Source organism: Geodermatophilus sp. URMC 62 (genome assembly GCF_052931475.1).
This window is the reverse complement of sequence record NZ_JBRFHY010000001.1, coordinates 4,668,499-4,693,672: the sequence shown is the minus strand read 5'-3', so window position 1 is coordinate 4,693,672 and position 25,174 is coordinate 4,668,499. Positions and strand designations below refer to the sequence as shown.

The following is a 25,174-nucleotide window of genomic DNA, read 5'->3' as shown; positions in this document are numbered from 1 at the left end:
TCAGGCCGCCGGCGCGAGGCCCAGCGCCCGCTCGAGGAGGCGGAACCGGTAGGCGGCCGACAGCAGGACGAACCACACGACCAGCGCCGGCAGCACCGTGCTGAAGACCGGGTGCGCGGCGTGGGTGAGCCCGAAGTAGTCGGTGGCCGCCGGCACGAACAGCAGCCCGGTGAACGCGACGACGAGCACGACGACGAGCGCCGCGGGCCGCCGGTCGCCGTCGGGCCGGGTCCACGAGGCGAGCAGCCGCGACGGCGGGCGCAGGAACAGGATGAGCAGGAACGCCGCGTAGGACACGAAGGTCGACAGCCCCGTCTGCGCGCCGATCGTGGCGGCTGCCTCGGCGAAGCCGACGTCGCCGGAGGACACCCCGGTGTAGCTCTCGAACTGCGCCACGACCTCGGCCGGGGTCCGGCCGCTGCCGACCACCTCGACCAGGCGGGTGTAGAGCGTGGCGTACACGGCCACCCCGCCGGCCGCCGTCACCACCATGGCCGGGACGACGAACCGCCACAGCGAGGTCAGCAGGTGCGGGTCGGGCCGCTGGGGCCGGGCCCAGGTGGTGAGGAACAGCGTGGGGACACCGACGGTCAGCAGCGTCAGCCCGACCTGGGCGGGGGAGTAGGGGAAGCCCAGCCCCAGCATCGTGACCGCGACGATCACCAGGCCCTGCGTGCCGACCCGGGCGAGGAACACCTGCATCGAGGTGCCGATGCCGGTGATGATCCGGCGGCCCTCGCGCTGGGCGGGCACCAGCGCGCCGATGTCGTCGTCGGTGAGCACGATGTCGGCGACGTCGCGGGTCACCGCGCTGCCGCTGCGCATCGCCACCCCCACCTGGGCCGCCTTGAGCGCGCGGGCGTCGTTGACGCCGTCGCCGATCATCGCCACGTAGCGGCCCTGGCGGCGCAGGGAGGTGACCAGGCGCTCCTTCTGCTCCGGCGCGATCCGCCCGAACACCGCGGTGCGCGCCACGAGCGCGTCGATCTCGGCGTCGGAGAGGGCGTCGAGCTCGGCGCCGGCCACCGGGTCGCCGGCGGCCAGGCCGGCCTGCCGGGCCAGCGCGGCCACCGTCCGCGGGTCGTCGCCGGAGACCACCTTGAGGTCGACGCCGTCGGCGGCGAACCGGGCGACGGTCTCGGGCACGCCGGGGCGCAGCTCGTCGGCGAGGACGACCAGGGCCAGCGGCTCCAGGGCGGGCAGCCGCGGCCGGCCGCCGTCGTCACGCAGCGGAGCGGCGGGGTCCACGGGGCGGGCGGCGACCAGCACGCGCAGGCCCTGCCCCGTCCGCGCGGCGACGGCGTCGGTGGGGGACGCCCCCTGCAGCGCCGGTGCCAGGCTGTCGGGCGCGCCGAGCACCAGGACGCCGTCGTCGGTGCGCACCGCGCTCCACCGCAGCGCCGAGGAGAACGGGACCTCCTCCCGCACTGGCAGCTCCTCCCCGGGCAGCGCCGCGGCGAGGGCCGCGGTGGTCAGGTTGGCCGCGGCGGTGCTGCGGGCCGCCGTCCCGACCAGGTGCTCCACCTCGGCCGCCGGCAGCGGGCCGACCGGCAGCACCTCGGCCAGCGTCAGCCGGCCGGTGGTGAGGGTGCCGGTCTTGTCGGTGCAGACGACGTCGACGTTGCTGATCGACTCCACGGCGTTGACCTGCTGCACGAGCGCGCCGTCGCGGGCGCTCCGCGCCGCGCCGACGGTGTAGGCGAGCGCGACGAGGAAGAACAGGCCGTAGGGCACCAGCCCCGACAGCACCGCGGTGGTCTGCACGACCCGCACCAGGGAGAAGCCCTCGAGCGCGGCCTGCAGCAGGATCGTCGCGCTCATCAACGCGACCAGCACCATGACCAGGCGGACGACGAAGGCGATCTTCCGCTGCAGCGGCGTGGTGTCGGTGCTCGCCCGGCGGACGTCGGCGGTCAGCCGGCTGGCGTAGCTGGCCGCGCCGACGTCGCGGGCCAGCTGCCACCCCCCGCCGCCGGCGCAGAAGCTCCCCGACAGCAGGTCGTCGCCGGCGCGCCTGGGCAGCGCCTCGGACTCGCCGGTGAGCAGCGACTCGTCGACCTCGACGGCACCCTCGAGCAGCGGCCCGTCGACGACCACCTGGTCACCGGGGCGCACGTGCAGCACGTCGCCGCGGACCACCTCGTCGGGGACGACCTCGACGTCGTGCCCGTCGCGCACCACCGTGACCCGCCCGCGGGAGAGCAGCTGCAGCCGGTCGAGCTTGCGCCGGGCGCGGATCTCCTGGACGGCGTTGATCGCCGCGTTGACCAGGCCGAGGCCGACGCTGGTGACCGCGTCGTTGTAGCGGCCGAGGGCCAGCAGTGCGGCGCCGATGGTGAACAGCACCGTGTTGAAGAAGTTGAAGACGTTGGTGCGCAGGATCCGCGCGTAGCCGCGGGTGGAGCCGCGCGGGGCGGTGTTGCCCTCGCCGCGGCGGTACCGGGCCTGCGCCTCGGCCTGCGTCAGGCCCCAGCTGGTGGCGGGACGGTCCTCGGTGCGGGTGGGCTGCACGGCTCGACCCTGACAGGCGCCGACGACGCGGGCGCGGCGACGTGCCGACCGCCCAGCCGGTTCCATCCCGGCGTCCAGGGAACGTCCAGTCCCGGCGCGGACCGTGGTCGCCATGACCCCCCGAGCCGGAGCCGGCCCCCGGCGGTGGTCGCTGCGCACCCGCCTGCTGTGGGCCTTCCTCGCGCCGCTGGCGCTGGTGGTCACCGTCGTGGGGGTCACGGCCACCGCCGCCGTCCGCGGTGAGCTCATCGAGCAGGTCGACACCCAGCTGGGCGCCGCGGTGGCCCGGTCGGCGTCGGCGGACGGACAGCCGCACGGCGGGTCCGACGGGAACGGGCCGGACTTCCTGCTGGTCCCCGGTCAGGGCGACGGCACCCTCGGCGCCCGCGTCGAGGACGGCACGGTCACCGAGGCCGCCGTCATCGACGGCGACGGCGACGGCGAGCCCCTCGGCGCCGGCGAGGCGCGGGCGCTGGCCGAGGTGCCCGCCGACGGCACCCCGCGCACGGTCGACCTCGGCCGCCGCGGGGACTACCGCGTCGTCGCGGCGCCGGCCGGGGGCGGGGAGGTGCTGGTGACCGGCCTGCCGCTGGACCCGGCGCGGGCGGCGCTGGTGCGGCTGGTCGCGGTGGAGGTCGCGGCCGGGCTGCTCGGGCTGCTGGCCGCCGGCGCCGTCGGGGCGCTGGTGATCGGCCGCACCCTGCGGCCGCTGCACCGGGTCGCGGCCACCGCCGGCCGGGTGGCCGCGCTGCCGCTGTCCACCGGCGAGGTCCGGCTGCCCGACCGGGTGCCGCCGGGTGACACCGACCCGCGCACCGAGGTCGGCCGGGTCGGGGCGGCGCTCAACCGGCTGCTCGACTCGGTGGAGTCGGCCATCACCGCCCGCCAGGCCTCGGAGACGCGGCTGCGCCGGTTCGTCGCCGACGCCAGCCACGAGCTGCGCACCCCGGTCACCTCGATCCGCGGCTACACCGAGCTGGTGCGCCGCCGCGGCGGCCTGCCCGAGGACGTCGACGCCTCGCTGCGCCGGGTGGAGTCCGAGGCGGTGCGCATGTCCGGGCTGGTCGACGACCTGCTGCTGCTCGCCCGCCTCGACGCCGGCCGCGAGCTGGTCACCGGCACCGTCGACCTGACCGGCCTGGTGCTGGACGTCGTCAGCGACGCCCACGCCGCCGGCCCGGGGCACCGCTGGCGGGTCGACCTGCCCGGTGCGGCGGTCCTCGTCCCCGGCGACGCCGCCCGGCTGCACCAGGTGCTGGCCAACCTGCTGGCCAACGTCCGCACGCACACGCCGCCGGGCACGACCGCCACCACGCGGCTGCGCGCCGAGGACGGCTCGGCGGTGCTCGAGGTCGCCGACGACGGACCCGGCATCCCCGCCGACCTGCTGGGCGGGGTGTTCGAGCGCTTCGCCCGCGGCGACTCCTCGCGCTCGCGGGCCGGCGGCAGCACCGGCCTGGGGCTGGCGATCGTGCAGGCGGTCGTCGGCGGGCACGGCGGCACGGTCGGCGTCGAGAGCGTGCCCGGCCGGACCGTCGTCACCGTCCGGCTGCCGGGCGCCACGGTGGCCGAGCCCGACGCCGACGACGAGGAGGACCCCGCCCCGGCTCCGGCGGCGGCGGCGGAGGCGACGGAGGCGACGATCAGGTGACCTGATCATGGCGCGTCCTCCCTCGCCGTGGACCGTGGGGGAGGACGCGCTGCGGTGCGGGAGGACGTGCTGCGGTGCGGGAGGACGGCGCCCCGCTGCGCGGGGTCCGCGTGGCCGCTCAGGCGGGCACGAGCCGCCGGCACTCCGGGCAGGGGAGGGCCGAGCCGAGCCCGCGGCGGCCGGCCCAGGCGCCCTGGACGACGGCGACCGGCGTCCCGCAGGCGGCCACCCACGGCGGCGGCCCGTCGGCGGCCTCCCGGGGGACGGCGTGCGCGCGGTCGCTGTCCTGGTCCCGGCCGGCCGCGTGGCCGCTGCCTGCGCTCGTCACCGGCCCAGTGTGACCGCCCGCGGGACGAGGGCCGCGCCCGGCGGTGCGGCCACCGCGGTGCCGCCGCCGTTCCCGGGCGCGACGCACGAGCGGGGGTCTTGCCGGGCCCGCGCGGCGGAGGGCAGGGTGTGACCCGAGACACATCCCGTGACCGACCCGGGAGGCCGCCGTGCCCGACCCAGCAGTCGACAGGACCGATCCGCCGAGCGGGGTGCCCGGCCGCCCGGCCGGGGACGAGCGGCCGGGCGGCTCCCGTGGCTAGGGACACCGTCCCGGCGCCGGCTCCGCGCGAGCCCGCCCGGGTGCGCAACGTGGCGCTGGTCGGTCACGCCGGCGCCGGCAAGACCACCCTCGCCGAGGCGCTGCTCGTGGCCACCGGCGCCCTGCCGCGCGCCGGGCGGGTCGAGGACGGCACCACCTGCCTCGACAGCGACGACGTGGAGGTCCGCCAGCAGCGCTCGGTCACCCTCGGGGTGGCCACCGTCGAGCACGACGGCACCCGCATCACCCTGCTGGACACCCCGGGCAGCCCCGACTTCGTCGGCGAGCTGCGCGCCGGGCTGCGGGCCGCCGACGCCGCGCTGTTCGTCGTCTCGGCGGTCGGCGGCGTGGACGCCTCCACCGTGCAGCTGTGGGAGGAGTGCGCCGCGGTGGGCATGCCCCGCGCGGTCGTGGTCACCCAGCTCGACCGGGCCCGCGCCGACGCCGAGGAGACCGTCCGGCTCTGCCAGACGCTGCTGGGCGCGGGCGTCTACCCGGTGCACCTGGTCGAGCGGGGAGCCGACGGCGCCGTCTCGGGCGTGGTCAACCTGCTCCAGCCCGGCGCCCAGGCCCCGGACGCCGACCGCCTCCGCAGCGAGCTGATCGAGGGCATCATCGGCGAGAGCGAGGACGAGGCGCTGATGGAGCGCTACCTCGCCGGCGACGAGCTGGTCCAGGCCGATCTGATGAGCGACCTGGAGACCGCGGTCGCCCGGGGCCACTTCCACCCCGTGCTCTGCGCGGCCCCGCTGCAGGGCATCGGCCTCGACGCGCTGCTCTACCTGCTGGTCAACGGCTTCCCCTGCCCGTGCGAGCACGGCTGCCCGCCGGTCACCCGGCCCGACGGGTCCCCGGCGCCGGCGCTCCGCTGCGACCCCGACGGCCCGCTCGTGGCCGAGGTGGTCAAGACGACGACCGACCCCTACCTCGGGCGCGTCTCCCTGCTGCGGGTCTTCTCCGGCACCCTCACCCCCGACACGCCGGTGCACGTGTCCGGGCACGGCGGAGCCGAGCGCGGCCACCCCGACCACGACGCCGACGAGCGGGTGGGCGCGGTGTCCTCCCCGCTGGGCGCGGCGCTGCGCCCGGTGGCGTCCGCCCCGGCCGGCGACGTCTGCGCGGTGGCCCGGCTGACCTCGGCCGAGACCGGCGACACGCTGTCCTCACCCGGCGACCCGCGGCTGGTCCCCCCGTGGGAGCTCCCCGTCCCGCAGCACCCGGTCGCGGTCGAGGCCGCCTCCCGCAGCGACGAGGACCGCCTGGGCCCGGCGCTGTCCCGGCTGGCCGCCGAGGACCCGACGCTGCGCGTGGAGCGCTCCCGCGACACCGGCCAGCTGCTGCTGTGGTGCGTGGGGGAGGCCCACGGCGAGGTGCTGCTCGAGCGGCTGCGCACCCGGCACGGCGTGGCGGTGTCGACGGTGCCGGTGCGCGTGCCGATGGTCGAGACCCTCGCCGGTCCGGCCCGGGCCACCGGGCGGCTGGTCAAGCAGTCCGGCGGCCACGGGCAGTACGCCGTCGTCGTGGTGGAGGCCGAGCCCGGCGAGCCGGGGTCGGGCGTCACCTTCGAGCAGCGCGTCATCGGCGGCGCGGTCCCCTCCCAGTACCACGGCAGCGTGGAGAAGGGCATCCGCGCGCAGGCCGCCAAGGGGGTCCACGACGACCGGCCGCTGGTCGACGTCCGGTTCGTGCTCGTCGACGGCAAGGCGCACTCGGTCGACTCCTCCGACGCCGCGTTCCAGTCCGCCGGGGCGCTGGCGGTGCGGGAGCTGGCGGCCGCGGCCGGCACGAAGGTGCTCGAGCCCTGGTGCGAGGTGGCCGTCGTCGTCCCCGGCGAGCACGTCGGCGCGGTGATGAGCGACCTGTCCGGCCGCCGCGCCCGGGTCACCGGCAGCGACGCCGACCCCGACCGGGACCGCACCACCGTCCGGGCGGAGGTGCCCGAGGTGGAGCTGCTCGGCTACGCCGGGGCGCTGCGCTCGGTCAGCCACGGCACCGGCTCGTTCACCCGGCGTGCGCTGGGCCACGAGCCGGCGCCCGCCTCCCTGGTCGCCGTGCCCGCCTAGATGACTGATTCCAAGGGGTCAGTGGTCGTAGGCGAGTAGCGATCTGCGGACGGATTGGCCGGTGTGGTCGTTGTGCCAGATGACCGCGGTCAGGGCCAGCAGGCGCTGCAGCACCCGGATCAGGACGCCGGCTGGGGTGTGGCCGCCGTGCAGTTCGAGGTCGAGCTGGCCTTTGAGGGTGTCGAAGACCGACTCGATGGTCTGGCGCAGCGGTTTGAACACCGATGCGCCGGGCCGGTCGGGTTCTCCGCGGCGGGGGCGGCGCAGCAGCCTCAGCCCGGCGTCGGCCAGCTCGGCTTCGAAGCGGCGGCCGTAGTCGTGCTTGTCGGTGATGAGGATCTGTCCGGGATGGCTCGAGATGAGGGCGGGGTCGGCGCCGAGCAGGTCGAGCAGCACCTGGCGTTCGTCGGCTGTGGCGCCGGAGAGGGCGAAGGCGACCGGCAGTCCGTGCAGGGTGGCGATCAGGTGCAGCCGCAGCCCCCAGAAGTAGCGGGTGTGGCTGGCGCAGTAGCCGTACTCGGCCCAGCCGGCCAGCTCCGAGCGGCGGACCGCTTCCCGGGAGCGGGCGCATTCGATCGGCGTGGAGTCGATGACCCACACGTCATCGGCCCACAGGCTGGTGTCGGTCGCCAGGGCCCGGATCAGCCAGATCACGGTGCCGGCGAGGCGGCGCAGCCGCTTGTTGTAGCCGGGCTGGTGCGGCAGGTAGGGAAACAGCGGGCGCAGCTGCTGGCCGGCGAACCGCAGCCAGCGGGCCTCGCTGGTGAACCCCAGCAGCGCCTGCAACACCGCCAGGGTCACCAGCTCGGCATCGCTGAGCCGGGGAGCGATGCCCACCGCCGGGCGCCACGGGAGCCGCTGCGGCGCGGCCTTCAGCAGGTCATCGGTGCGGGCATACAGTGCCGTGGCGAGGGTGTCCAGGTCGGCGTCCACGAGGGCCTCCCGGCTCGACGTTGGGTTAGCAACGCCAAGCCTGAACACCCTCGCCCGTGATCACACCGGTTTCAGCCCGAACCCCTTGGAATCAGTCATCTAGCCGACGGACCCCGCTGCCCCCGCCACGAGCGGACGAGCGGCGGGCGCGGCGGGGTCCGTCGACTAGCCTCGGGCACGGTGTGCAGCGGGGTGGAGGAGCAGTGACGTCGTCGCAGGGGCGCTCGGCCGCCGTCCCGGCGTCCCCGGGGCGACCGCCGAGCGGCACGCCCCGGGTCACCGACCGCAACGAGCTGCCCGACCGCGTGTGGACGGTGCCCAACGCGCTGTCGGCGCTGCGGCTGCTCGGTGTCCCGCTGTTCCTGTGGCTGCTGCTGGGCCCGCAGGCCGACGGCTGGGCGGTCGTCGTCCTCATGGTCTCGGGGGTCACCGACTGGGCCGACGGCAAGCTCGCCCGCGTGCTGGGCCAGTCCAGCCGGCTGGGTGCGCTGCTCGACCCGGCCGCCGACCGCCTCTACATCGTCTCGACGCTGGTCGCCTTCGTGCTCCGCGACGTGGTGCCGCTGTGGCTGGTGGCGGTGCTGGTCGGCCGGGAGCTGGTGCTCGCCGTCATGCTGCTGGTGCTGCGCCGGCACGGCTACCCGCCGCTGCAGGTGCACTACCTGGGCAAGGCGGCCACCTTCATCCTCCTCTACGCCTTCCCGCTGCTGCTGCTGGCCGACGGCGGCGGTGCCTGGGTCGCCGTCGTCGCGCCGGTCGCGTGGGCGCTGACCGTCTGGGGCAGCGCGCTGTACGTGCTGGCCGGCGTCCTCTACGTCGTCCAGGTGCTCGGGCTGGTGCGGGCCGAGCGGGCCGCCCCGCTGCCGACCGCGGCCCGCCCCGCGCCGTGACCGCGACCCGGCCGGCTCCCCGCGGGACCGGCGGCCCGCGCTCGATGGGCGCCTCGCTGCTCGACCAGGTGCTCGCCGAGACCCTCGACCCCGCCTACGCCCGCGCCGCCGAGGCGCGCGCCGCTCGTGCCGCCGCCGGCGAGCCGCCCCGTCCGGGCCGGCGCGCCCGGCTGGCGTCCGCGGCCGTCGCGCTGACCATGGTCGGGGCCGGCCTGCTCGCCGCCGTCACCTACGACCAGGCCGCCTCCGGCGCGCAGGGGCGCGAGGACGTCCGCGCGGCGCTGGTCGGGGAGATCGAGGCACAGTCCGACAGCACCGACGCGCTGGCCGCCGAGCTCGAGGCGCTGCGCGCGCAGACGGCCGAGGCGCGGGACGCGGCGCTGGCCGCCAGCAGCGAGGGGCAGCGCGCGATCGAGGACCTCGACGCCGCCGAGCAGGCGGCCGGACTGGTCGCGGTGACCGGTCCCGGCCTGCTGGTCACGCTGGCCAACGCCGAGGCCGAGGCCGACGCCGACCCGGTGGGCGGCGCCGCCGAGCAGGACTCCCGCGGCCGGGTCCAGGACGGCGACCTGCAGCTGGTGGTCAACGCGCTGTGGGCCTCCGGCGCGGAGGCGATCGCCATCGACGGCCAGCGGCTGGGGCCCACCACGGCCATCCGCTTCGCCGGGGAGGCGGTGCTGGTCGACTTCCGCCCGGTCGCCAACCCCTACGAGATCAGTGCCATCGGCGATCCGGACGAGCTCCGGTCGCGGTTCCTGGCCAGCCCCGAGGTCGGTGCCCTGGCCGCCATCTCGGAGTCCTTCGGCCTGCGCTTCGACTTCGCCCAGGAGGACGAGCTGTCCGTGCCCGCCGGGGGAGTCCCCGAGCTGCGATCCGCCGTCCCCTTCGCCGGCCAGCCGGCGGAGGCCGCCGCCACGGCGACGGGGGGCTGAGCCGTGCTGCCCGTCATCGGCCTGGCCGTCGGCATCGCCCTCGGCCTGGTCTTCGACCCCACCGTGCCGGTGTGGCTGCAGCCCTACCTGCCGATCGCGGTGGTCGCCGCCCTCGACGCGGTCTTCGGCGGCGTGCGCGCCCGGCTCGACCGGATCTTCGACGCGAAGGTGTTCGTCGTGTCGTTCGTGTCGAACGTCGTCGTCGCCGCGCTGATCGTCTTCCTCGGCGACCAGCTCGGGGTGGGCGCACAGCTGTCGACGGCGGTCGTCGTCGTCCTGGGCATCCGCATCTTCGGCAACGCCGCGGCCATCCGCCGGCACCTGTTCCGGGCATGAGCGCCGACCCCCGTCCCGGACCGGACGCCGAGGACACCGGCCCCGCCGCGGAGGAGCCCGCCACGGAGCGCCCCGCCGCGGAGGAGCCCACCACCGAGGAGCCCGCCACGGAGGAGGAGGCCGCGGAGCAGACCGCCGACGCCGCGGCCGCCCCGCCCGCGGCTCCCCGGCGGCAGCGCCGGGTGGCCGCCGCGCTGATCGCCGTCCTCACGCTGCTGCTCGGCTTCGCCATCGCCGTGCAGGTGCGCGCCACCGGCACCGGCGGCGCCCTCGAGGGGGCCCGCGAGGAGGAGCTGGTCGGCATCCTCGACAGCCTCGACGCCCGCGAGGACCAGCTGCGCCAGCAGATCACCGACCAGCGCGCCGCCCTGCGCGACCTGTCCAACACCGACAGCCGCTCGGCGGCCGCGCTGGAGGAGGCCGCCGACCGCGCCGACGCCCTCGCCGTCCTCAACGGCACGGTCGCGGCCGAGGGACCGGGCCTGGTGATGACCATCCGCGACCCGCAGGGGCGGGTGCGGGTCGCCGACCTGCTCGACGCGGTCCAGGAGCTGCGCGGGGCCGGCGCGGAGACGATGCAGATCGACGGCGTCCGCGTGGGCGTCTCCACCGCCGTCACCGGCGACCCCGGCGCCCTGCGGGTCGACGGCCGGGCGGTGAGCGCGCCCTACGACGTCGTGGTCATCGGCTCGCCGCAGGACCTGCAGACGGCGATGAGCATCCCCGGCGGGGTCGTCGACCGGGTCGGCCGGCAGGGCGGCACCGTCGACATCGAGCAGCGCGACCGGGTCGTGGTCGACGCGTTGCGGCCCCTGGACGAGCCTCAATACGCTCAGCCGCAGACCGACTGACGAAGGACCTCCCTGCCCCTCACCGCTCGCAGGCTCGCGGCGGGCCCCTGCAGGGAGGCCGTGGCACCTTCTGGAGACTGCCGCATGACGACCACCCCGGACGACCGCCGCTACACCGAGCAGCACGAGTGGGCCCTCGTGCAGGGGAGCGGGGACACGGGGACCGTCGTCCGCGTGGGCATCACCGACCACGCGCAGGACGCGCTGGGCGACATCGTCTTCGTGCAGCTGCCCGCGGTCGGGGAGGAGGTGGGCCCCGGCAACCCGATCGGCGAGGTGGAGTCGACCAAGTCGGTCTCCGACGTCTACTCGCCGGTCGCCGGGGTCGTGTCGGCGGTCAACGAGGCCCTCACCGACACGCCCGAGACGGTCAACGCCGACCCCTACGGCGCCGGCTGGCTGGTCGAGGTCACCGTGTCGTCCGGGGACGACGGCGACCCCACCGCGGGCCTGCTCGACGCCGCCTCCTACCAGGCGCTGGTCGACGCGTCCTGACCGCCCCCGGGTCCCCCGACTCCCCCGGGGCGGTGCCTATGCTGCCCCGGGAACCGGCCCCGGCCGGCTCCGTGGGACAGCTGGGACGCCGCCTCGACGTCCGGTTGACCCTCGGGACGACCGCTGGTTCCATGACCCACGGCCCGCCGTGCCCCGCACGGCGGCCGACCCGCGACGGACTGACCGGTCCGTCGTCCGCCGGCCGCCCGCGGCATCCCCTCGCCCGCGGCGGTGCCCCCTGCACCGGAGGAGACAGACGTGCACTGCACTCGTTGTGGCCACGACAACCCCGAGGGCAGTCGCTTCTGCGCGCAGTGCGGCGCCGCCCTCTCCCAGGAGCGGGTCGGCGAGTCGACCAGCGTCATCCCCAAGGTCGGCGGCGAGGACTCCGGTGAGGTCCCCGAGGTCGCCGAGCCGGCCACCGACGCGCAGCTGGGCGCGGTGGAGTCCCTCCCGGCCGGATCGGCCCTGCTGGTGGTCAAGCGCGGCCCCAACGCCGGCAGCCGCTTCCTGCTCGACCAGGACGTCACCACCGCCGGTCGCCACCCCGACAGCGACATCTTCCTCGACGACGTGACCGTCAGCCGCCGGCACGTGGAGTTCCACCGCGAGGGCGGGGGCTTCTCGGTGCACGACGTGGGCAGCCTCAACGGCACCTACGTCAACCGCGAGCCGGTCGACGTCGCCACGCTGGCCGGCGGTGACGAGGTGCAGATCGGCAAGTTCCGCCTCGTCTACCTGACCGGCCCCCGCACCGGCGAGCCCGCCGCCCGCTGAGCCGGTGCCCGGAGCGCGTGCCAGCGCGTCCGGGGACGACGCCGCCGGCGTCCACACCCCCCGCCTGACCATCGGCGCGGTGCTGGCCGCTCTCCGCGACGACTTCCCGGACGTGACGATCAGCAAGATCCGGTACCTGGAGAGCGAGGACCTGGTCCACCCGCAGCGGACGCCGTCGGGGTACCGGAAGTTCTCCCGGGCCGACGTCGACCGCCTGCGCTACGTGCTGACCGCGCAGCGGGACCACTACCTCCCGCTGCGCGTCATCAAGGAGCACCTCGACGCGCTCGACCGCGGGCTGCCGGTGCCCGGCACCGGCCCCGCGCTGCCGCCGGCTGCCGAGGAGCGCCCGCCCGCGGGGCCGCACCCGGCGGAGCGGGAGGCGGCGGAGCGGGCGGCGGCGGTCGACGTCGTCCCTCCGCTGACGCCGGAGGAGTTCGCCCGCGCCGCGGGCATGGCGCCGGAGCAGCTGGCCGACTGCGTGCAGTTCGGCCTGCTGGTGCCCGACGCCGACGGCCGCCACCCGGCCGGCGACCTGCCGATCGCGCAGGCCGCCGCCGGCCTGGCCCGCCACGGCTTCGAGCCGCGCCACCTGCGGGCCTTCCGGACCAGCGCGGAGCGGGAGGCCGGCCTGGTCGAGCAGCTCGTCGCGCCGGTCCTGCGGTCGCGGTCGGAGGACGCCCGGGCGCGCGCGACGGAGAAGCTCGCGGAGCTCTCGGCGCTGTCGGCGCAGCTGCACCGGGCCCTGCTGGAAGCACGCCTCCGGGACCTCCTGCGCCCGTGACTGCGGCGTACGGTGGACGTGCCGTCGGACCGGCCACACCGTCGGCCCGCGCCGGCCCCCACCCGTACCGCCGCAGCTGAGGGAGCAACACCGTGCAGGAACTCAGAGTCGTCGGGGTCCGGGTCGAGCTGCCCGGCAACCAGCCGATCCTGCTGCTTAAGGAGACGCAGGGCGAGCGCTACCTGCCCATCTGGATCGGTGCGGTCGAGGCGGCGGCCATCGCCTTCGAGCAGCAGGGGGTCCGTCCTGCTCGGCCGATGACGCACGACCTGCTGCGCGAGGTGGTCCGGGCCCTGGGTGCCGAGCTCGAGGCGGTCAACATCACCGAGATGCGCGACGGCATCTACATCGCCGAGCTCGTCTTCGGCGACGACCGGGTGGTCAGCGCCCGCCCCTCGGACGCCGTCGCCCTCGCCGTGCGCACCGGTGCGCCGATCTACGGCGCGGAGGACCTGCTCGACGAGGTCGGGATCGAGATCCCCGACGAGCAGGAGGACGAGGTGGAGAAGTTCCGCGAGTTCCTCGACCAGATCTCCCCCGAGGACTTCGGCGCCGGGTCCGGGTCCGGCGGGGCCTGAGCGCCGCGGCGCGCCGCCGCCCCGGCACGCGGTCCCCGGGACGGGTGGGGTCCCGCGCGCCCCGTCCGTCACACGCGCCCCCACCTGCACCGCCTCGGGTGCGCACCGCTGCCGGGACCGCCGATACCACTCCCTCGGGGTGAGTGGGGCGACACGCCGCCCGCGTCAGTTGACCGCCCTGGGGGCCCGGCTTACGGTCGCGGGCAACGACGGTGTTGCTCGTGGGGTCCACGCGGACGACGCCGGACGACCGCCGCGCCCGTGGCGGGACGCGAAGGAGGACGCTGACGTGAGCGACCAGAGCGAGGGCTCCCAGGGTCAGCTCTTCAGCGACGCCGCCGTGGGTGCGACGGACTACGACGAGGTCGACAGCGACCTGGTCGGGTACCGCGGCCCCACGGCGTGTGCCGCCGCCGGGATCACCTACCGCCAGCTGGACTACTGGGCCCGCACCGGCCTGGTCGCCCCCTCGGTCCGCAGTGCGACCGGGTCGGGCACCCAGCGGCTGTACTCGTTCCGCGACATCCTGGTGCTGAAGGTGGTCAAGCGGCTGCTCGACACCGGGGTCTCGCTGCAGAACATCCGCAAGGCCGTCGACCACCTGCGCAACCGCGGGATCAAGGACCTCGCCAACGTCACGCTGTTCTCCGACGGCGCGACGGTGTACGAGTGCACCTCGGCCGAGGAGGTCGTCGACCTGCTGGCCGGCGGGCAGGGCGTGTTCGGCATCGCCGTCTCCGGCGCGCTGCGCGAGCTCTCCGGCGAGCTGGCCGAGCTGCCCGCCGAGCGCCTCGACGGCGCCCCGCTGCACGCCGCCGAGGACGAGCTGTCGATGCGCCGCCGCCGCCGGGTCGCGACCGCCTGAGCCCGGCGGGGGCGTCCGGCCCGGCGGGGCGCCGGGAGGTGCCCCGGACGCCGTCCGTCGGTGACCTCCCTGGTCGGGCGGGCGGCTGGCGGGCCGCTGGTAGCGTCGCGGTAATGGCGGACGCTGCTGCTGGCCCCCTCCCGTCGCTGACCTCCCTGGACCCCGCGGGCTCCTTCGCGGCCCGGCACATCGGCCCGCGCGCGGCCGAGACCGCCGCGATGCTGGAGACCATCGGGTACGACTCGCTGCCGTCGCTGGTCGACGCCACCGTGCCCGAGACCGTCCGCGACCGCGACGCCCTGAGCCTGCCGCCGGCCGCTGACGAGGCGGCCGTCCTCGCCGAGCTGCGCGAGCGGGCCGCGGCCAACGAGGTCAGCGTCGCGATGATCGGCCTGGGCTACTCGGGCACGGTCACCCCGGCGGTCATCCAGCGCAACGTCCTGGAGAACCCCGCCTGGTACACCGCCTACACGCCCTACCAGCCCGAGATCAGCCAGGGCCGGCTCGAGGCGCTGATCAACTTCCAGACGATGGTCGCCGACCTCACCGGCCTGCCCGTCGCCGGGGCCTCCATGCTCGACGAGGCCACCGCCGCCGCCGAGGCCATGACCCTGGTGCGCCGCGCCGGGCGCGCGAGGCCCGGCGCGGTCTTCGTCGTCGACGCCGACACGCTGCCGCAGACCCTCGCGGTGCTCGAGACCCGCGCCGAGCCGCTGGGCATCGGCCTGCACGTCGCCGACCTGTCCGCCGGCTGGCCGGCCGACCTGCCCGAGGCCGGGGCGTTCGGCGTGCTGCTGTCCTACCCGGGGGCCAGCGGAGCGGTCCGCGACCACCGGGCGCTGGCCGCCGCCGCGCACGAGGCTGGCGCCGCGGTGGTCGTGGCCGCCGACCTGCTGGCGCTGACGCTGCTGGAGGCGCCGGGGGAGTGGGGCGCCGACGTCGCCTGCGGCAGCTCGCAGCGCTTCGGCGTCCCCATGGGGTACGGCGGCCCGCACGCCGGCTACCTGTCGGTGCGCGAGGGCCTGGCCCGCCAGCTGCCCGGCCGGCTGGTCGGGGCGTCGGTGGACGCCGACGGCGACGTCGCCTACCGGCTGGCGCTGCAGACCCGCGAGCAGCACATCCGCCGGGAGAAGGCGACCAGCAACATCTGCACCGCGCAGGTGCTGCTGGCCGTCATGGCCGGCGCCTACGCCGTCTACCACGGGCCCGAGGGGCTGGCCGCGATCGCCGCCCGCGTGCACCGCAGCGCCCTGGCGCTGGCGGGGTGGCTGCGCGCCGGCGGGGTCGACGTCGTCCACGAGGCGTTCTTCGACACCGTGCAGGCCCGGGTGCCCGGCCGCGCCGACGAGGTGGTGGCCGCCGCGGCGGCGCGGCGGATCGACCTGCGCCGGGTCGATGCCGACACCGTGGCCGTGGCCTGCGACGAGACGACCACGCCGGAGGTGCTGCGGCAGGTGGCCGCGGCGTTCGGCGTCGCCGCCGACGACGCGGCCCTCGACGACGACGGCCCCAACGCGCTGCCCGCGGCCCTGCGCCGGCGCACTCCCTACCTGACCCACCCGGTCTTCTCCGCGCACCGCTCGGAGACGGCGATGATGCGCTACCTGCGGTCGCTGTCGGACAAGGACCTGGCGCTGGACCGCACGATGATCCCGCTGGGCTCGTGCACCATGAAGCTCAACTCCGCCGTGGAGATGGCCGCCATCACCTGGCCGGAGTTCGCCGGGCTGCACCCCTTCGCCCCCGCCGGGCGGGCCCGCGGCTACCGCCGGCTGATCGACGAGCTGTGCACCTGGCTGGCCGAGATCACCGGGTACGCCGCCGTCAGCGTGCAGCCCAACGCCGGATCGCAGGGCGAGTTCGCCGGGCTGCTGGCCATCCGCGGCTGGCACCGCTCCCGCGGCGAGTCCCACCGCGACGTCTGCCTGATCCCGAGCTCGGCGCACGGCACCAACGCCGCCAGCGCCGTCATGGCCGGCATGCGCGTGGTCGTGGTGGCCTGCGACGAGGCGGGCAACGTCGACGTCGCCGACCTGCGGGCGAGGATCGAGGAGCACGCCGAGCGGCTGGCCGCGATCATGATCACCTACCCGTCGACGCACGGGGTGTTCGAGACCGACATCCGCGACATCTGCGCCGCGGTGCACGACGCCGGCGGGCAGGTCTACGTCGACGGCGCCAACCTCAACGCGATGGTGGGGCTGGCCCGCCCGGGCCGGTTCGGCTCCGACGTCAGCCACCTCAACCTGCACAAGACGTTCTGCATCCCGCACGGCGGCGGCGGCCCCGGCGTCGGCCCGATCGGCGTCCGCGAGCACCTGGTGCCGTTCCTGCCCGGGCACCCCCTGGCCGACACCGGCGGGCAGGGCCCGGCCGTCTCCGGCGCGCCGTGGGGGTCGGCGGGCATCCTGCCGATCTCGTGGGCCTACCTGCGGCTCATGGGTCCCGACGGGCTGCAGCGGGCCACCGAGCACGCGGTGCTGGGCGCCAACTACCTGGCCGCCCGGCTGCGCGAGCACTACCCGGTGCTCTACACCGGCGCCGGCGGGCTGGTCGCCCACGAGTGCATCCTCGACATCCGCCCGCTCACCAAGGCCACCGGGATCACCAACGACGACATCGCCAAGCGGCTGGTGGACTTCGGGTTCCACGCCCCGACGATGAGCTTCCCGGTGGCCGGCACGCTGATGGTCGAGCCCACCGAGAGCGAGGACCGCGCCGAGCTCGACCGCTTCGTCGAGGCGATGGTGGCCATCCGCGGCGAGATCGAGCAGGTGGCCTCCGGGGAGTACGACCGCGAGGACAACCCGCTGCGCAACGCCCCGCACACGCTGAAGATGCTGGCCGGGAACTGGGACCGCCCCTACCCGCGCAGCGCGGCGGTGTTCCCGGTGCCGGGGCTGACCACCCGCGGCTACCTGGCACCGGTGCGGCGCGTCGACCAGGCCTACGGCGACCGCAACCTGGTCTGCTCCTGCCCGCCGCCGGAGGCCTTCGCCGAGCCCGAGCCCGCGCACGCCCCGCAGACCCACGTGCCCGACCCCGGCGAGGGCGCCCCCGACGACCTCGGCACCGCCGCCGACGTGGTGGGCGCCTCCGCCTGATCACCGCGAGATCTGCACACTCGAGGCCTTCCGTCCCCGGAAGGGCGCGAGTGTGCAGATCTCGCGCGTCAGGACAGCGCCACCCGGCCGGACGCCGAGGCGATGCCGAGCCAGGTGTGCCGGTTGCCCGCCCAGCACCAGCCCACCTTGGGGCTGTCCCGGCGCTCCCGGCCGTCGCGGCCGGTGCCGTTGCTGATCCACAGCGCCGGCGTGCGGGCGTCCGGCGACCCGTCGGCCCGCCGCAGCCGCGAGCCGACGGTCATCGTGCAGGCGCCCCGCTCCAGCAGGTCCGGGCACTGCAGCAGCCAGGTCAGGCCCTCGGCCACCGTCAGCGGCGTCCGGCCGGCCGCGCGGATCCGCGGCAGGGCCTCCTCCGGCGAGCAGCCGCGGTACTCGTCGCCACGGTCGGGGTCGCGCAGCAGGTAGGCCGGGGCCGGCGGAGGGACGGCGTCGGCGACGGGTGCGAAGTCGTCGAGGTCGGTCAGGTCCACCACGACGAACGCCGGCCGGTCCCGCCACCGCACGAACGGCACCAGCGCCGACGCGGGGACGACGTCCGGCGCCAGCACCAGCAGCCCGTCGCCGGACGCGGCGGCAGCCTCCCGCAGCCCGGCCGCGGGCAGTCCCGCGCGCTCGTGCAGGCCGAGGGCGACCAGCCGCGCGGCCTGGTCGAGGGGGGAGGGGAGGGACAGCGAGAGGGTCGGCACGACGGCACCTCCGGTGCGACGGCGAGCGGCGGACCGTCTCGCAACGCGCGGGCGCCCCTCCGGGTTCCGGCCCGCGGCCGGCTCGACGGGCGAGGAGGCGCGGAGGAGCATCGGCGCCATGACGGCGAGGGTGCGGCGGGGACGGGTCCGGACGGCGTGGGTGGCGGCCCTGGGGGCCGGTGCGCTGCTGACGGCCGGCTGCGCCGGCGCGGAGGACGCCGCCAGCCCGGTCAGCCCGGCAGCCGCCACCGGGTCGGTCACCGGGTCGGCCACCGGGTCGGCCACGGCATCGGGCTCCGCGAGCACCGACGACCTGCGGGACGCACTGCTGCCGGCCTCGGCCTTCGGCGCGGACGCGACCGTCGTGGGCGTCACCCTCGAGCAGCTGGGGACCGCCGGCCTGCCCGGGTGGTCGGGGAGCCTCCCCGAGGGCGTCACCGTCGACCCTCCGCTGTGCGGCGCCGCGCTGGGGGCCCTGCCGGGGCTCCCCGGGGACGGCGGGCGGGAGGAGCCGGTCCTGGTGGCCCAGGCGGCGCTCGGGAGCCAGGTGCGGACGCTGGAGGTGCTCGCGGAGTCGCCGGAGCTCGAGGGACGGCAGCTGCCGCTCGACCAGCTCCTGGGCGCCTGCTCGTCGGTCACGGTGAGCGGCCCGGACGGGAGCACGACGGTCGACCTCGCGGCGCTGGAGGTGCCGCAGCTGGGGGACGAGAGCGCCGCGCTGCAGGTGAGGGTCGGCCGGCCGGACGGGGGGACGACGACCGCGCTCGTCGGCGTCGTCCTCGACGGGCCGCGCGGGGTGCTGCTGGCGCAGACCGGCGCGCCGGACGCGCCGGCTCCCGACGCGGGGGCCTTCACCGCCCTGCTCGGCGACGCGGCCCAGGCCGCCGCCGGCTGAGCTCCGGCCGCCGCCGGCTGAGCTCCGGCCGCCGCCGGCTGAGCTCCGGCCGCCGCCGGCTGAGCCCGTGCCCGGGTCCGCTCCGGACCCGGGCACGGGCGGGACCGGCCCCGTCGCGGGCCCCGTGCCCCGGACGTGCGGGGCGCCCGCTCAGGCGGAGACGAGCCCGGCGGTGCGCCACTCGTGGTGGGTGTCGACGGCCTGGCCGTCGGGGAGCAGCTCGCCGTCGTCGTCGAAGAGGACGACGCCGTTGCAGAGCAGGCTCCAGCCCTGCTCGGGGTGGCTGCTCACGGCGGCGGCGAGGTCACGCGCGTCGCTGGTGGCATCGGGACAGGGGGTGGTGTGTACGCACATCAGGATCGACTCCCGATCGGCCCGGCGGCGAGCCGGGGTGACTTTCAGTGAGGGTCCGATCACCGGACGCCTCCGAGTGTGCGCGCGGCCCGCCCTTTCGTCAGGTGATGAACCTCACCACCTCACCCGTCCGAGTCGTCAGCACCTGCCATGGCGGACGGGTCGTGCGCAGGCGCACCATCCGGCCCCGCGCGCCGTTCCCCCGAGGCGACCCGCCGGTAGACGGCACGGGCGGCCTCGACGACGGAGCGCAGCGCGCCGACCTGCTCGGCGCGGCGGGCGGGGTCGAAGCGGCCCTCGGCGGTGACCAGCGCCTCGAGGGCGTCGAGGGCGGCCAGGCACCACCGGGCCGATGCGGGCACCGCGACGCGGCGGCCGTCGACGTCGACGTACACCGGGCCGGTGTGCGCGAAGACGGGAGCACCGGGCGTGTGCTCGTCGTCCCCGCCGTAGGCGGCCGCGGCCAGCCAGGTGCCGGCCGCCACCGGCACGTCGGCCGCGAGCTCGGCGCCGTCGGTCTCGGCGAGCACCGTGCCCCCGGCCCCGTGCAGCACCAGCCGGTCCACACCCCCGCCGGTGACCCCGGCGCGGACGGCCAGCCGGTCGCCGGGGGAGCGGTCGAGCACCGCGCCGGGTCCCGCGCCGTCGACGTCGAGGGTGAGCCACGGGCCGTTGGTGACCACGGTGCGCCCGGCGGCCACCGCGGCGCGGAAGCCGGCCGCGGTCAGGGGCTCGGTGCCGAGGTGCGCGTAGACCCGGCCCCAGCCGGGCGGGTTGGACGCGACGCCGGGGCCGTGGGCGAAGGAGAGGAAGGCGTCGGTGCCCGCGACCGCGGCCAGCCGCAGCCCGCAGTCGAGCAGCCGGTGCCAGAGCGCGACGGCGCCGCGGTCGTCGAAGCAGGACACCACCTCGACGGCGTCGACCAGGCCGAGCGCGGCGTCGGCGACCAGCTCGCGGGCCTCGACGGTGCGGGCCGGCGCGTACAGCTGCCCGACGTCGGTGAGCGCCGAGTACACCGGGTGGGCGTAGCTGGTCAGTCCGCCGAGGTCGCGCATCGCGGCGCACGCGGCGGCGTTGGGCGGCCAGTCCCACGGCGCGTCGGTGCCCTCGTGGCCGGTGTGCACGAGCGCGGGCACACCGGCCAGGCCCGACGCGTGCACGTGCCCGAGCAGGTCGTTGCGGTACTCGAGGCCGGCCATGCCCACGCGCTCGCCGGACCACAGCTCACGGCCGGCGGTGGTCTCGAGCAGCTCCCGGTCGTAGACCAGCGTCCCGCCGAGGTTGCCGGCCACCAGCTGCACCAGGTGCAGCCCCTCACCGGCCTGCATGCGGGCGGCGTCGGCCGGCTCGAGCACCGCGTCGCCGGAGTAGTTGAGGTGCACGTGCAGGTCCCCGCCGTACCAGCCGCCGGCCGCCGGGTCGAAGCGCCGCTCGGGCTCCCAGGCGACCTCCGCGGTCTCCCCGGGGCCCGGCGTCACCGTCAGGGTGGTCCGCCGCCACTCCAGCCCGCGGGCGACCACGACCTCCAGCGGGCCGGCGGGGACGTCGAACTCGGCCTCCCGGGCGTGCCAGTAGGGCCGGTGTGTAGCGTCCCACTTCGCCGGCGGTCCCGGCGGCCCCCAGCCGCCGCCGGTGGCGTCGGTGACCGACCAGCGCGCGCACGCCGGCGCCGACACCCGCAGCCGGGCCGCCGGCACCGCCGTCACGGCGACGACCTCGGCCCGCGCGGCCCCGCAGGTGACCGGCACGGCGGGCGCAGCGGGGTCGACGTCGACGACGGCCAGGCCCACCCCGCCGGCCGGCACCGGGACGGCGGTCCCGGCGACGGACACGGTGCGGTCGTCCGCGGCGTCGGAGAGCACGACGACGTCGACCGGCAGCGACGCCCCCGCCGGCCCCGGCCGGAGGGGGCCGGTGCGCGCGACCAGCTCCCCGCCCGGGCCGGTCGTGACGACGGCGACCCCGGCGGGCGGGTCCCCGTCGCCGAGGGCGGCGCGCACGGCGGCGGCCCAGTCGCCGGTGACGGCCAGGGCGTCGAAGGCGGCGCCGAGCAGGGAGAAGCGGGCCCAGCGGAACAGGTCGGGCAGCCCGTCCTCGCCCCAGCCCCAGCCGGACGCCGCGCGCATCCGGCGGTAGCCGGCGAGTGCCTCCAGCACCGGGGCCGGCAGGTCCAGCACCGCGTCCTCGCCACAGCACACGCCGGTGACCCTGGCACGACCGCCGCGCCGGCGTCACCGTTATCCCCAACACTGCGGCGATCCTCGACGGCGGGGAGGACGGCGACAAAAAAAGGGTCAGAGCTTGCGCAGCAGCACCCGGCGCACCGAGTGGTCGGCGGCCTTCTGCAGCACCAGCCGGGCGCGCGAGCGGGTGGGCGCGATGTTCGTCCGCAGGTTGGGCCCGTTGACGGCGGCCCAGATCGACAGCGCCATCTCCCGGGCGTCGTCGTCGCTGAGGTCGGCGTAGCGGTGGAAGTAGGCGGTGCGGTCGGCGAACGCCGTCCGCCGCAGGGCCAGGAACCGCTCGACGTACCACTGCTGGACGTCGGCCTCGGCCGCGTCGACGTACACGGAGAAGTCGAAGAAGTCCGACAGGAACACCTCGGGCACGCGGCCGTCGTCGCGGCGGCCGGCCTGCAGCACGTTGAGGCCCTCCAGCACGAGGATGTCGGGCCGGTCGACGACCTGCCGCTGCCCGGGCAGCACGTCGTAGGACTGGTGGGAGTAGACCGGCGCGCTCACCTCGCCCCGGCCGGACTTGACCTCGGCGAGGAAGCGGACCAGGGCGCGCCGGTCGTAGCTCTCCGGGAAGCCCTTGCGCGCCATGAGTCCGCGCTGCCCGAGCACCGCGTTGGGCCACAGGAACCCGTCGGTGGTGACCAGGTCGACGCGGGGGGCGCCGGGGGAGGCGGCCAGGAGGGTCTGCAGCAGGCGGGCGGTGGTGCTCTTGCCGACGGCGACGCTGCCGGCGACGGCGATCACGTAGGGGACCTTGGCCGTGGTGTCGCCGAGGAACCGGTTCTGCGCCGCCCACAGCCGCCGGCTGGCGGTCACGTGCAGGGCCAGCAGCTCGGCCAGCGGCAGGTAGACGGTGGCCACCTCGCCGAGGTCGATGCGGTCGCCGAGGCTGCGCAGGGCGCGCAGGTCGGCCTCGTCCAGGGGCAGGGCGCGGTTGCCGGCCAGCGCTCTCCAGGTGTCCCGGTCGAACGCCGCGTAGGGCGAGATCTGCGGGCGGGTCCCTGCCGTCACCCGCCCATCGTGCCGCCCGCGGTCCGGTGCCCGTGCCGCCGGGGTCCCCCGCCCGGGGGAGGAGCCGCCGTGACCTCCGCTCCGGAGGCGCCCGGGAGGCGGAGCCGCGTCTAGGGTGCGCCTGTGCCGACCCGCCCCGGGCTGCTCGACCGTGTCGAGCAGTACGCCGCCGCCGCGCCGCTGCCCGACGCGCGGCTGGTCGCGGCCGGCCCCCTCGACGTGCCGATCGGCTCGCCCGCGTGGCCCTACCCGGCCCGCCCGCGGCCCGGTGCGCGCAGCGTCTCGGCCGCCGACGTCCGGGCGGCGGTGGCCCTGCAGGAGGACGCCGGGCTGCCCGCCGCCGTGGAGTGGGTGGAGGAGCGCACCCCCTCGCTCGGTGCCGCGGCCCGCGCCGCCGGGCTGGTCGTCACCGAGTTCCCCCTGCTCGTCGTCGACGACCCGGTGGAGCTGCTGCTGCCGGCCGGGGTGCGGCTGTACCTGGTCGGTGCCGAGGACCCGCGGCTGCCGCACTACCAGCACCTGCTGGAGACCGCCTTCACCCCGCAGGCGGAGGGGGCCCGCGACGGCCGGACGCCGGCCGAGGACGCGCGGACCGCCGTGCTGCGCGAGCGGGTGCTCACCGGCCGCACGGTGCTCATGGTGGCCGTCGAGGACGGGCAGCCGGTCGCGGTCGGCTCGCACCACCCCGTCGACGTCGGTGACTGCGAGGTCAGCGAGGTGGTGGGGGTGGCCAGCTCGCCGCGGCGCCGCGGCCGGGGGGTCGGCGCGGCGCTGGCCTCGGCCCTGGTGGCGCAGGCGCGCGAGACCGCCGACCTGGTCTTCCTCACCGCCGGCGACGACGACGTCGCCCGCGTGTACGAGCGGGTCGGCTTCGCCCAGGTGGGCACCACCGGCGTCGCCGACCGCCTGCCCTCGCCGGACTGAGCGGCCCGGCCGGGCGCCGGGGGTCAGGAGCCGGGCGGGGGGAGGGACGCCGCCGCGGCGGTCAGCGCCGCGGCGGCCCGCGGGTAGCCGACCGACCGCGGCACCTCGCTGAGCAGCACGACGACCCGTGTCCCGACGACGCCCACCGAGTGCAGGTGCCGGCTGCCACCGAGGCAGCACATCCAGGCCTGCTTGACCGCCGGTCGTCCGGGCACGGCGCCGAGGAGGCCGAAGCGCTGGTCGAAGCCGTCGGCGGCCAGCGGGGTGGCGGTGCGCATCCACACCAGCAGCGTGGTGGCATCCGCGGGGGAGGCCACCGTCGGGAGCAGCGCGAGGAAGCGGGCGAGGTCGCCGGCGGTGGTCGTCGTCTCGCCCCACTGCGTCGGGTCCGCCGGCGGCGCGGTGCCGGTCAGCCGGTAGCGGGCGGCGACGTCGCGCACCGTCCGCGGGCCGTCGAAGCGGTCCCACAGCTCGGAGGCGGCGGGGTCGTCCGACGCGGAGATCATCGCCTGCAGCAGCCGCCAGTCGCGCGGCTGGAGGGTCAGCTGCCCGGTGCGGGCGCGGTGCAGCACGTCCTCGGCCAGGAACAGCTTGACCAGCGAGGCGGTGGGGAAGGGGCGGTCGGCCGCGGCGCCGTTGTCGGCGGTGCGGCGGGACAGGACGGCGTCGCGGGCGTCCAGCGCCGGGCGGGTCAGCCCGTCGGGGGGCGGGACCTGGGCGGTGAGCGCGACGGCCAGCACCCCGCCGGTGTCGCCGTAGGCGCCGACGGCGGCGGGGACCACCTCGACGGCCGGCGGGCCGGCCAGGGCCCGGCGGCCGCTGCCGAGGGCGACCTGCGCGCACAGCACCGCCAGCACGACGACGGGGACGAGCACGCGGCGGGGCAGGGCGGGGGCGGGCAGGGCGGGGGCGGGCAGGGCACGGTCGGGGAGCAGCCGGGGAGCAGCCGGGGAGCCCGCGACGACATGGCGCCGCGGTACCCCGGCCGCTCCCCGGCACGCCGTCCCGTGCGGACGTCCGCGTTCCGCCGGTGCTGGGTGTCGGGCCTGGTGTCGGGCCTGGGTGTCAGTCCTGGGCGTAGGTGGGCACCAGCACGGCGCGGGCCAGCGTGTGGCCGAAGAGGTTGAACCCGTGGACGGCCGGCGAGGCGTCGGCGGGCACTCCCATGTCCTCGACGTCGAGGGCGTGCACGACGACGAAGTAGCGGTGCGGGCCGTGCCCGGCCGGGGGAGCGGCCCCCACGAAACCGGGGAAGCCGGCGTCGTTGCGCAGCTGGCGGGCGCCGGCCGGCAGGCCCGAGCCCGCCTGGTCCCCGGCGCCGGCGGGCAGCTCGGTGACCGACGCGGGCAGGCCGGTGACCACCCAGTGCCAGAAGCCGCTGGCCGTGGGCGCGTCGGGGTCGTAGACGGTGACGGCGAAGCCCCGCGTCTGCTCCGGGAAGCCCGACCACGACAGCTGCGGGGAGCGGTCCTCGCCCCCGGCGCCCATGACACCGCTGACCTGCGGCGTCGGCAGGACCTCGCCGTCGCGGACGTCGGTGCTGGTGACGGTGAACGACGGCACCGGGGGCAGGAAGTCGTAGGGGCTGGGCGCTACGGGCCGGTCGGCCATGGACGGTCCTCTCCTCGGGTCGGGCGGCTCGCTGCCGCCCCGCGCCGACCCTAGCCAGGACGTGCCCGCCACCTCC

Annotated in this window: 23 protein-coding genes; 14 read left to right on the top strand and 9 right to left on the bottom strand. The window is 76.8% G+C overall.

Annotated features, from left to right (window positions below; translation table 11 throughout):
- Entirely contained in the window at positions 1-2,511 is a 2,511-nt protein-coding gene (locus tag ACU616_RS22560) for an HAD-IC family P-type ATPase (RefSeq protein ID WP_446760648.1), read from the bottom strand.
- Positions 2,512-2,623: 112 nt separating this feature from the next.
- Between ACU616_RS22560 and ACU616_RS22555 the strand changes: the two genes are divergently transcribed.
- Positions 2,624-4,162 carry a sensor histidine kinase gene (locus ACU616_RS22555; protein ID WP_446760647.1) on the top strand — a complete coding sequence of 513 codons (1,539 nt, stop codon included), beginning with the start codon at positions 2,624-2,626 and terminating at the stop codon, positions 4,160-4,162.
- A 118-nt stretch (positions 4,163-4,280) separates the two neighbouring features.
- Here ACU616_RS22555 and ACU616_RS22550 read toward each other — a convergent pair whose 3' ends face one another.
- The gene (locus ACU616_RS22550) at positions 4,281-4,490 is read right to left on the bottom strand and encodes a hypothetical protein (RefSeq protein ID WP_446760646.1); all 210 of its coding nucleotides are present in this window, start codon (positions 4,488-4,490) and stop codon (positions 4,281-4,283) included.
- 254 nt (positions 4,491-4,744) lie between these two features.
- Here ACU616_RS22550 and ACU616_RS22545 point away from each other — a divergent pair, with 254 nt between their 5' ends.
- Positions 4,745-6,814 (top strand): elongation factor G-like protein EF-G2, encoded by a 2,070-nt coding sequence (locus ACU616_RS22545; RefSeq protein ID WP_446760645.1) that lies wholly within the window; start codon positions 4,745-4,747, stop codon positions 6,812-6,814.
- A gap of 18 nt (positions 6,815-6,832) precedes the next feature.
- Here ACU616_RS22545 and ACU616_RS22540 read toward each other — a convergent pair whose 3' ends face one another.
- Positions 6,833-7,747, bottom strand: a complete 915-nt coding sequence (locus ACU616_RS22540) for an IS982 family transposase (RefSeq protein WP_446757825.1) — start codon at positions 7,745-7,747, stop codon at positions 6,833-6,835.
- A gap of 203 nt (positions 7,748-7,950) precedes the next feature.
- Here ACU616_RS22540 and ACU616_RS22535 point away from each other — a divergent pair, with 203 nt between their 5' ends.
- The 10 genes from ACU616_RS22535 (at position 7,951) to gcvP (ending at position 17,359) form a co-directional block, all read left to right on the top strand.
- Complete coding sequence (locus tag ACU616_RS22535; protein ID WP_446760644.1) at positions 7,951-8,637, top strand: CDP-alcohol phosphatidyltransferase family protein; 687 nt, start codon at positions 7,951-7,953, stop codon at positions 8,635-8,637.
- Positions 8,634-9,569: a DUF881 domain-containing protein gene (locus ACU616_RS22530; RefSeq protein WP_446760643.1), complete on the top strand. Its 936-nt coding sequence runs from the start codon at positions 8,634-8,636 to the stop codon at positions 9,567-9,569. The genes ACU616_RS22535 and ACU616_RS22530 overlap by 4 nt, the downstream gene beginning before the upstream one ends.
- A gap of 3 nt (positions 9,570-9,572) precedes the next feature.
- Positions 9,573-9,905, top strand: a complete 333-nt coding sequence (locus ACU616_RS22525) for a small basic family protein (RefSeq protein WP_446760642.1) — start codon at positions 9,573-9,575, stop codon at positions 9,903-9,905.
- Positions 9,902-10,756 (top strand): DUF881 domain-containing protein, encoded by an 855-nt coding sequence (locus ACU616_RS22520; protein WP_446760641.1) that lies wholly within the window; start codon positions 9,902-9,904, stop codon positions 10,754-10,756. The genes ACU616_RS22525 and ACU616_RS22520 overlap by 4 nt, the downstream gene beginning before the upstream one ends.
- A gap of 84 nt (positions 10,757-10,840) precedes the next feature.
- Positions 10,841-11,251, top strand: coding sequence for a glycine cleavage system protein GcvH (gene gcvH / locus ACU616_RS22515; RefSeq protein WP_446760640.1), 411 nt, complete (start codon positions 10,841-10,843; stop codon positions 11,249-11,251).
- Positions 11,252-11,509: 258 nt separating this feature from the next.
- Positions 11,510-12,028, top strand: coding sequence for an oxoglutarate dehydrogenase inhibitor Odhl (gene odhI / locus ACU616_RS22510; protein ID WP_446760639.1), 519 nt, complete (start codon positions 11,510-11,512; stop codon positions 12,026-12,028).
- A gap of 4 nt (positions 12,029-12,032) precedes the next feature.
- A complete protein-coding gene (gene ftsR / locus ACU616_RS22505; RefSeq protein WP_446760638.1) occupies positions 12,033-12,812 on the top strand; it encodes a transcriptional regulator FtsR in 780 nt (259 codons plus the stop codon).
- 92 nt (positions 12,813-12,904) lie between these two features.
- On the top strand, positions 12,905-13,390 hold the full coding sequence (locus tag ACU616_RS22500; protein ID WP_369208901.1) for a bifunctional nuclease family protein: 486 nt from the start codon (positions 12,905-12,907) through the stop codon (positions 13,388-13,390).
- Between the two features lie 289 nt (positions 13,391-13,679).
- Positions 13,680-14,255: a MerR family transcriptional regulator gene (locus tag ACU616_RS22495; RefSeq protein WP_446760637.1), complete on the top strand. Its 576-nt coding sequence runs from the start codon at positions 13,680-13,682 to the stop codon at positions 14,253-14,255.
- Positions 14,256-14,368: 113 nt separating this feature from the next.
- A complete protein-coding gene (gene gcvP, locus ACU616_RS22490) occupies positions 14,369-17,359 on the top strand; it encodes an aminomethyl-transferring glycine dehydrogenase (RefSeq protein WP_446760636.1) in 2,991 nt (996 codons plus the stop codon).
- A 68-nt stretch (positions 17,360-17,427) separates the two neighbouring features.
- Here gcvP and ACU616_RS22485 read toward each other — a convergent pair whose 3' ends face one another.
- Complete coding sequence (locus tag ACU616_RS22485; protein WP_446760635.1) at positions 17,428-18,066, bottom strand: DUF5701 family protein; 639 nt, start codon at positions 18,064-18,066, stop codon at positions 17,428-17,430.
- Between the two features lie 118 nt (positions 18,067-18,184).
- On the opposite strand from ACU616_RS22485, the gene ACU616_RS22480 reads away from it, so the two are divergent.
- Positions 18,185-18,961 (top strand): hypothetical protein, encoded by a 777-nt coding sequence (locus tag ACU616_RS22480; protein ID WP_446760634.1) that lies wholly within the window; start codon positions 18,185-18,187, stop codon positions 18,959-18,961.
- Positions 18,962-19,111: 150 nt separating this feature from the next.
- Here ACU616_RS22480 and ACU616_RS22475 read toward each other — a convergent pair whose 3' ends face one another.
- The 3 genes from ACU616_RS22475 to coaA all read right to left on the bottom strand — a co-directional run bounded on the left by ACU616_RS22475 (position 19,112) and on the right by coaA (position 22,563).
- The gene (locus ACU616_RS22475) at positions 19,112-19,378 is read right to left on the bottom strand and encodes a DUF5999 family protein (RefSeq protein WP_446760633.1); all 267 of its coding nucleotides are present in this window, start codon (positions 19,376-19,378) and stop codon (positions 19,112-19,114) included.
- 59 nt (positions 19,379-19,437) lie between these two features.
- The gene (locus ACU616_RS22470; RefSeq protein WP_446760632.1) at positions 19,438-21,513 is read right to left on the bottom strand and encodes a CehA/McbA family metallohydrolase; all 2,076 of its coding nucleotides are present in this window, start codon (positions 21,511-21,513) and stop codon (positions 19,438-19,440) included.
- Positions 21,514-21,609: 96 nt separating this feature from the next.
- Positions 21,610-22,563, bottom strand: coding sequence for a type I pantothenate kinase (gene coaA / locus ACU616_RS22465; protein ID WP_446760631.1), 954 nt, complete (start codon positions 22,561-22,563; stop codon positions 21,610-21,612).
- A 123-nt stretch (positions 22,564-22,686) separates the two neighbouring features.
- On the opposite strand from coaA, the gene ACU616_RS22460 reads away from it, so the two are divergent.
- A complete protein-coding gene (locus ACU616_RS22460) occupies positions 22,687-23,487 on the top strand; it encodes a GNAT family N-acetyltransferase (RefSeq protein WP_446760630.1) in 801 nt (266 codons plus the stop codon).
- 23 nt (positions 23,488-23,510) lie between these two features.
- Here ACU616_RS22460 and ACU616_RS22455 read toward each other — a convergent pair whose 3' ends face one another.
- Both ACU616_RS22455 and ACU616_RS22450 read right to left on the bottom strand, forming a co-directional pair.
- Positions 23,511-24,362 (bottom strand): serine hydrolase, encoded by an 852-nt coding sequence (locus ACU616_RS22455; protein WP_446760629.1) that lies wholly within the window; start codon positions 24,360-24,362, stop codon positions 23,511-23,513.
- Between the two features lie 190 nt (positions 24,363-24,552).
- Positions 24,553-25,098, bottom strand: a complete 546-nt coding sequence (locus ACU616_RS22450) for a YbhB/YbcL family Raf kinase inhibitor-like protein (protein WP_446760628.1) — start codon at positions 25,096-25,098, stop codon at positions 24,553-24,555.
- Positions 25,099-25,174: the final 76 nt, after the last annotated feature.

Coding starts and splice junctions, on each gene's coding strand:
- gcvP (WP_446760636.1), top strand. CDS start 14,369: ATGGCGGACGCTGCTGCTGGCCCCCTCCCGTCGCTGACCTCCCTGGAC.
- ACU616_RS22480 (WP_446760634.1), top strand. CDS start 18,185: ATGACGGCGAGGGTGCGGCGGGGACGGGTCCGGACGGCGTGGGTGGCG.
- gcvH (WP_446760640.1), top strand. CDS start 10,841: ATGACGACCACCCCGGACGACCGCCGCTACACCGAGCAGCACGAGTGG.
- ACU616_RS22520 (WP_446760641.1), top strand. CDS start 9,902: ATGAGCGCCGACCCCCGTCCCGGACCGGACGCCGAGGACACCGGCCCC.
- ACU616_RS22450 (WP_446760628.1), bottom strand. CDS start 25,098: ATGGCCGACCGGCCCGTAGCGCCCAGCCCCTACGACTTCCTGCCCCCG.
- ACU616_RS22555 (WP_446760647.1), top strand. CDS start 2,624: ATGACCCCCCGAGCCGGAGCCGGCCCCCGGCGGTGGTCGCTGCGCACC.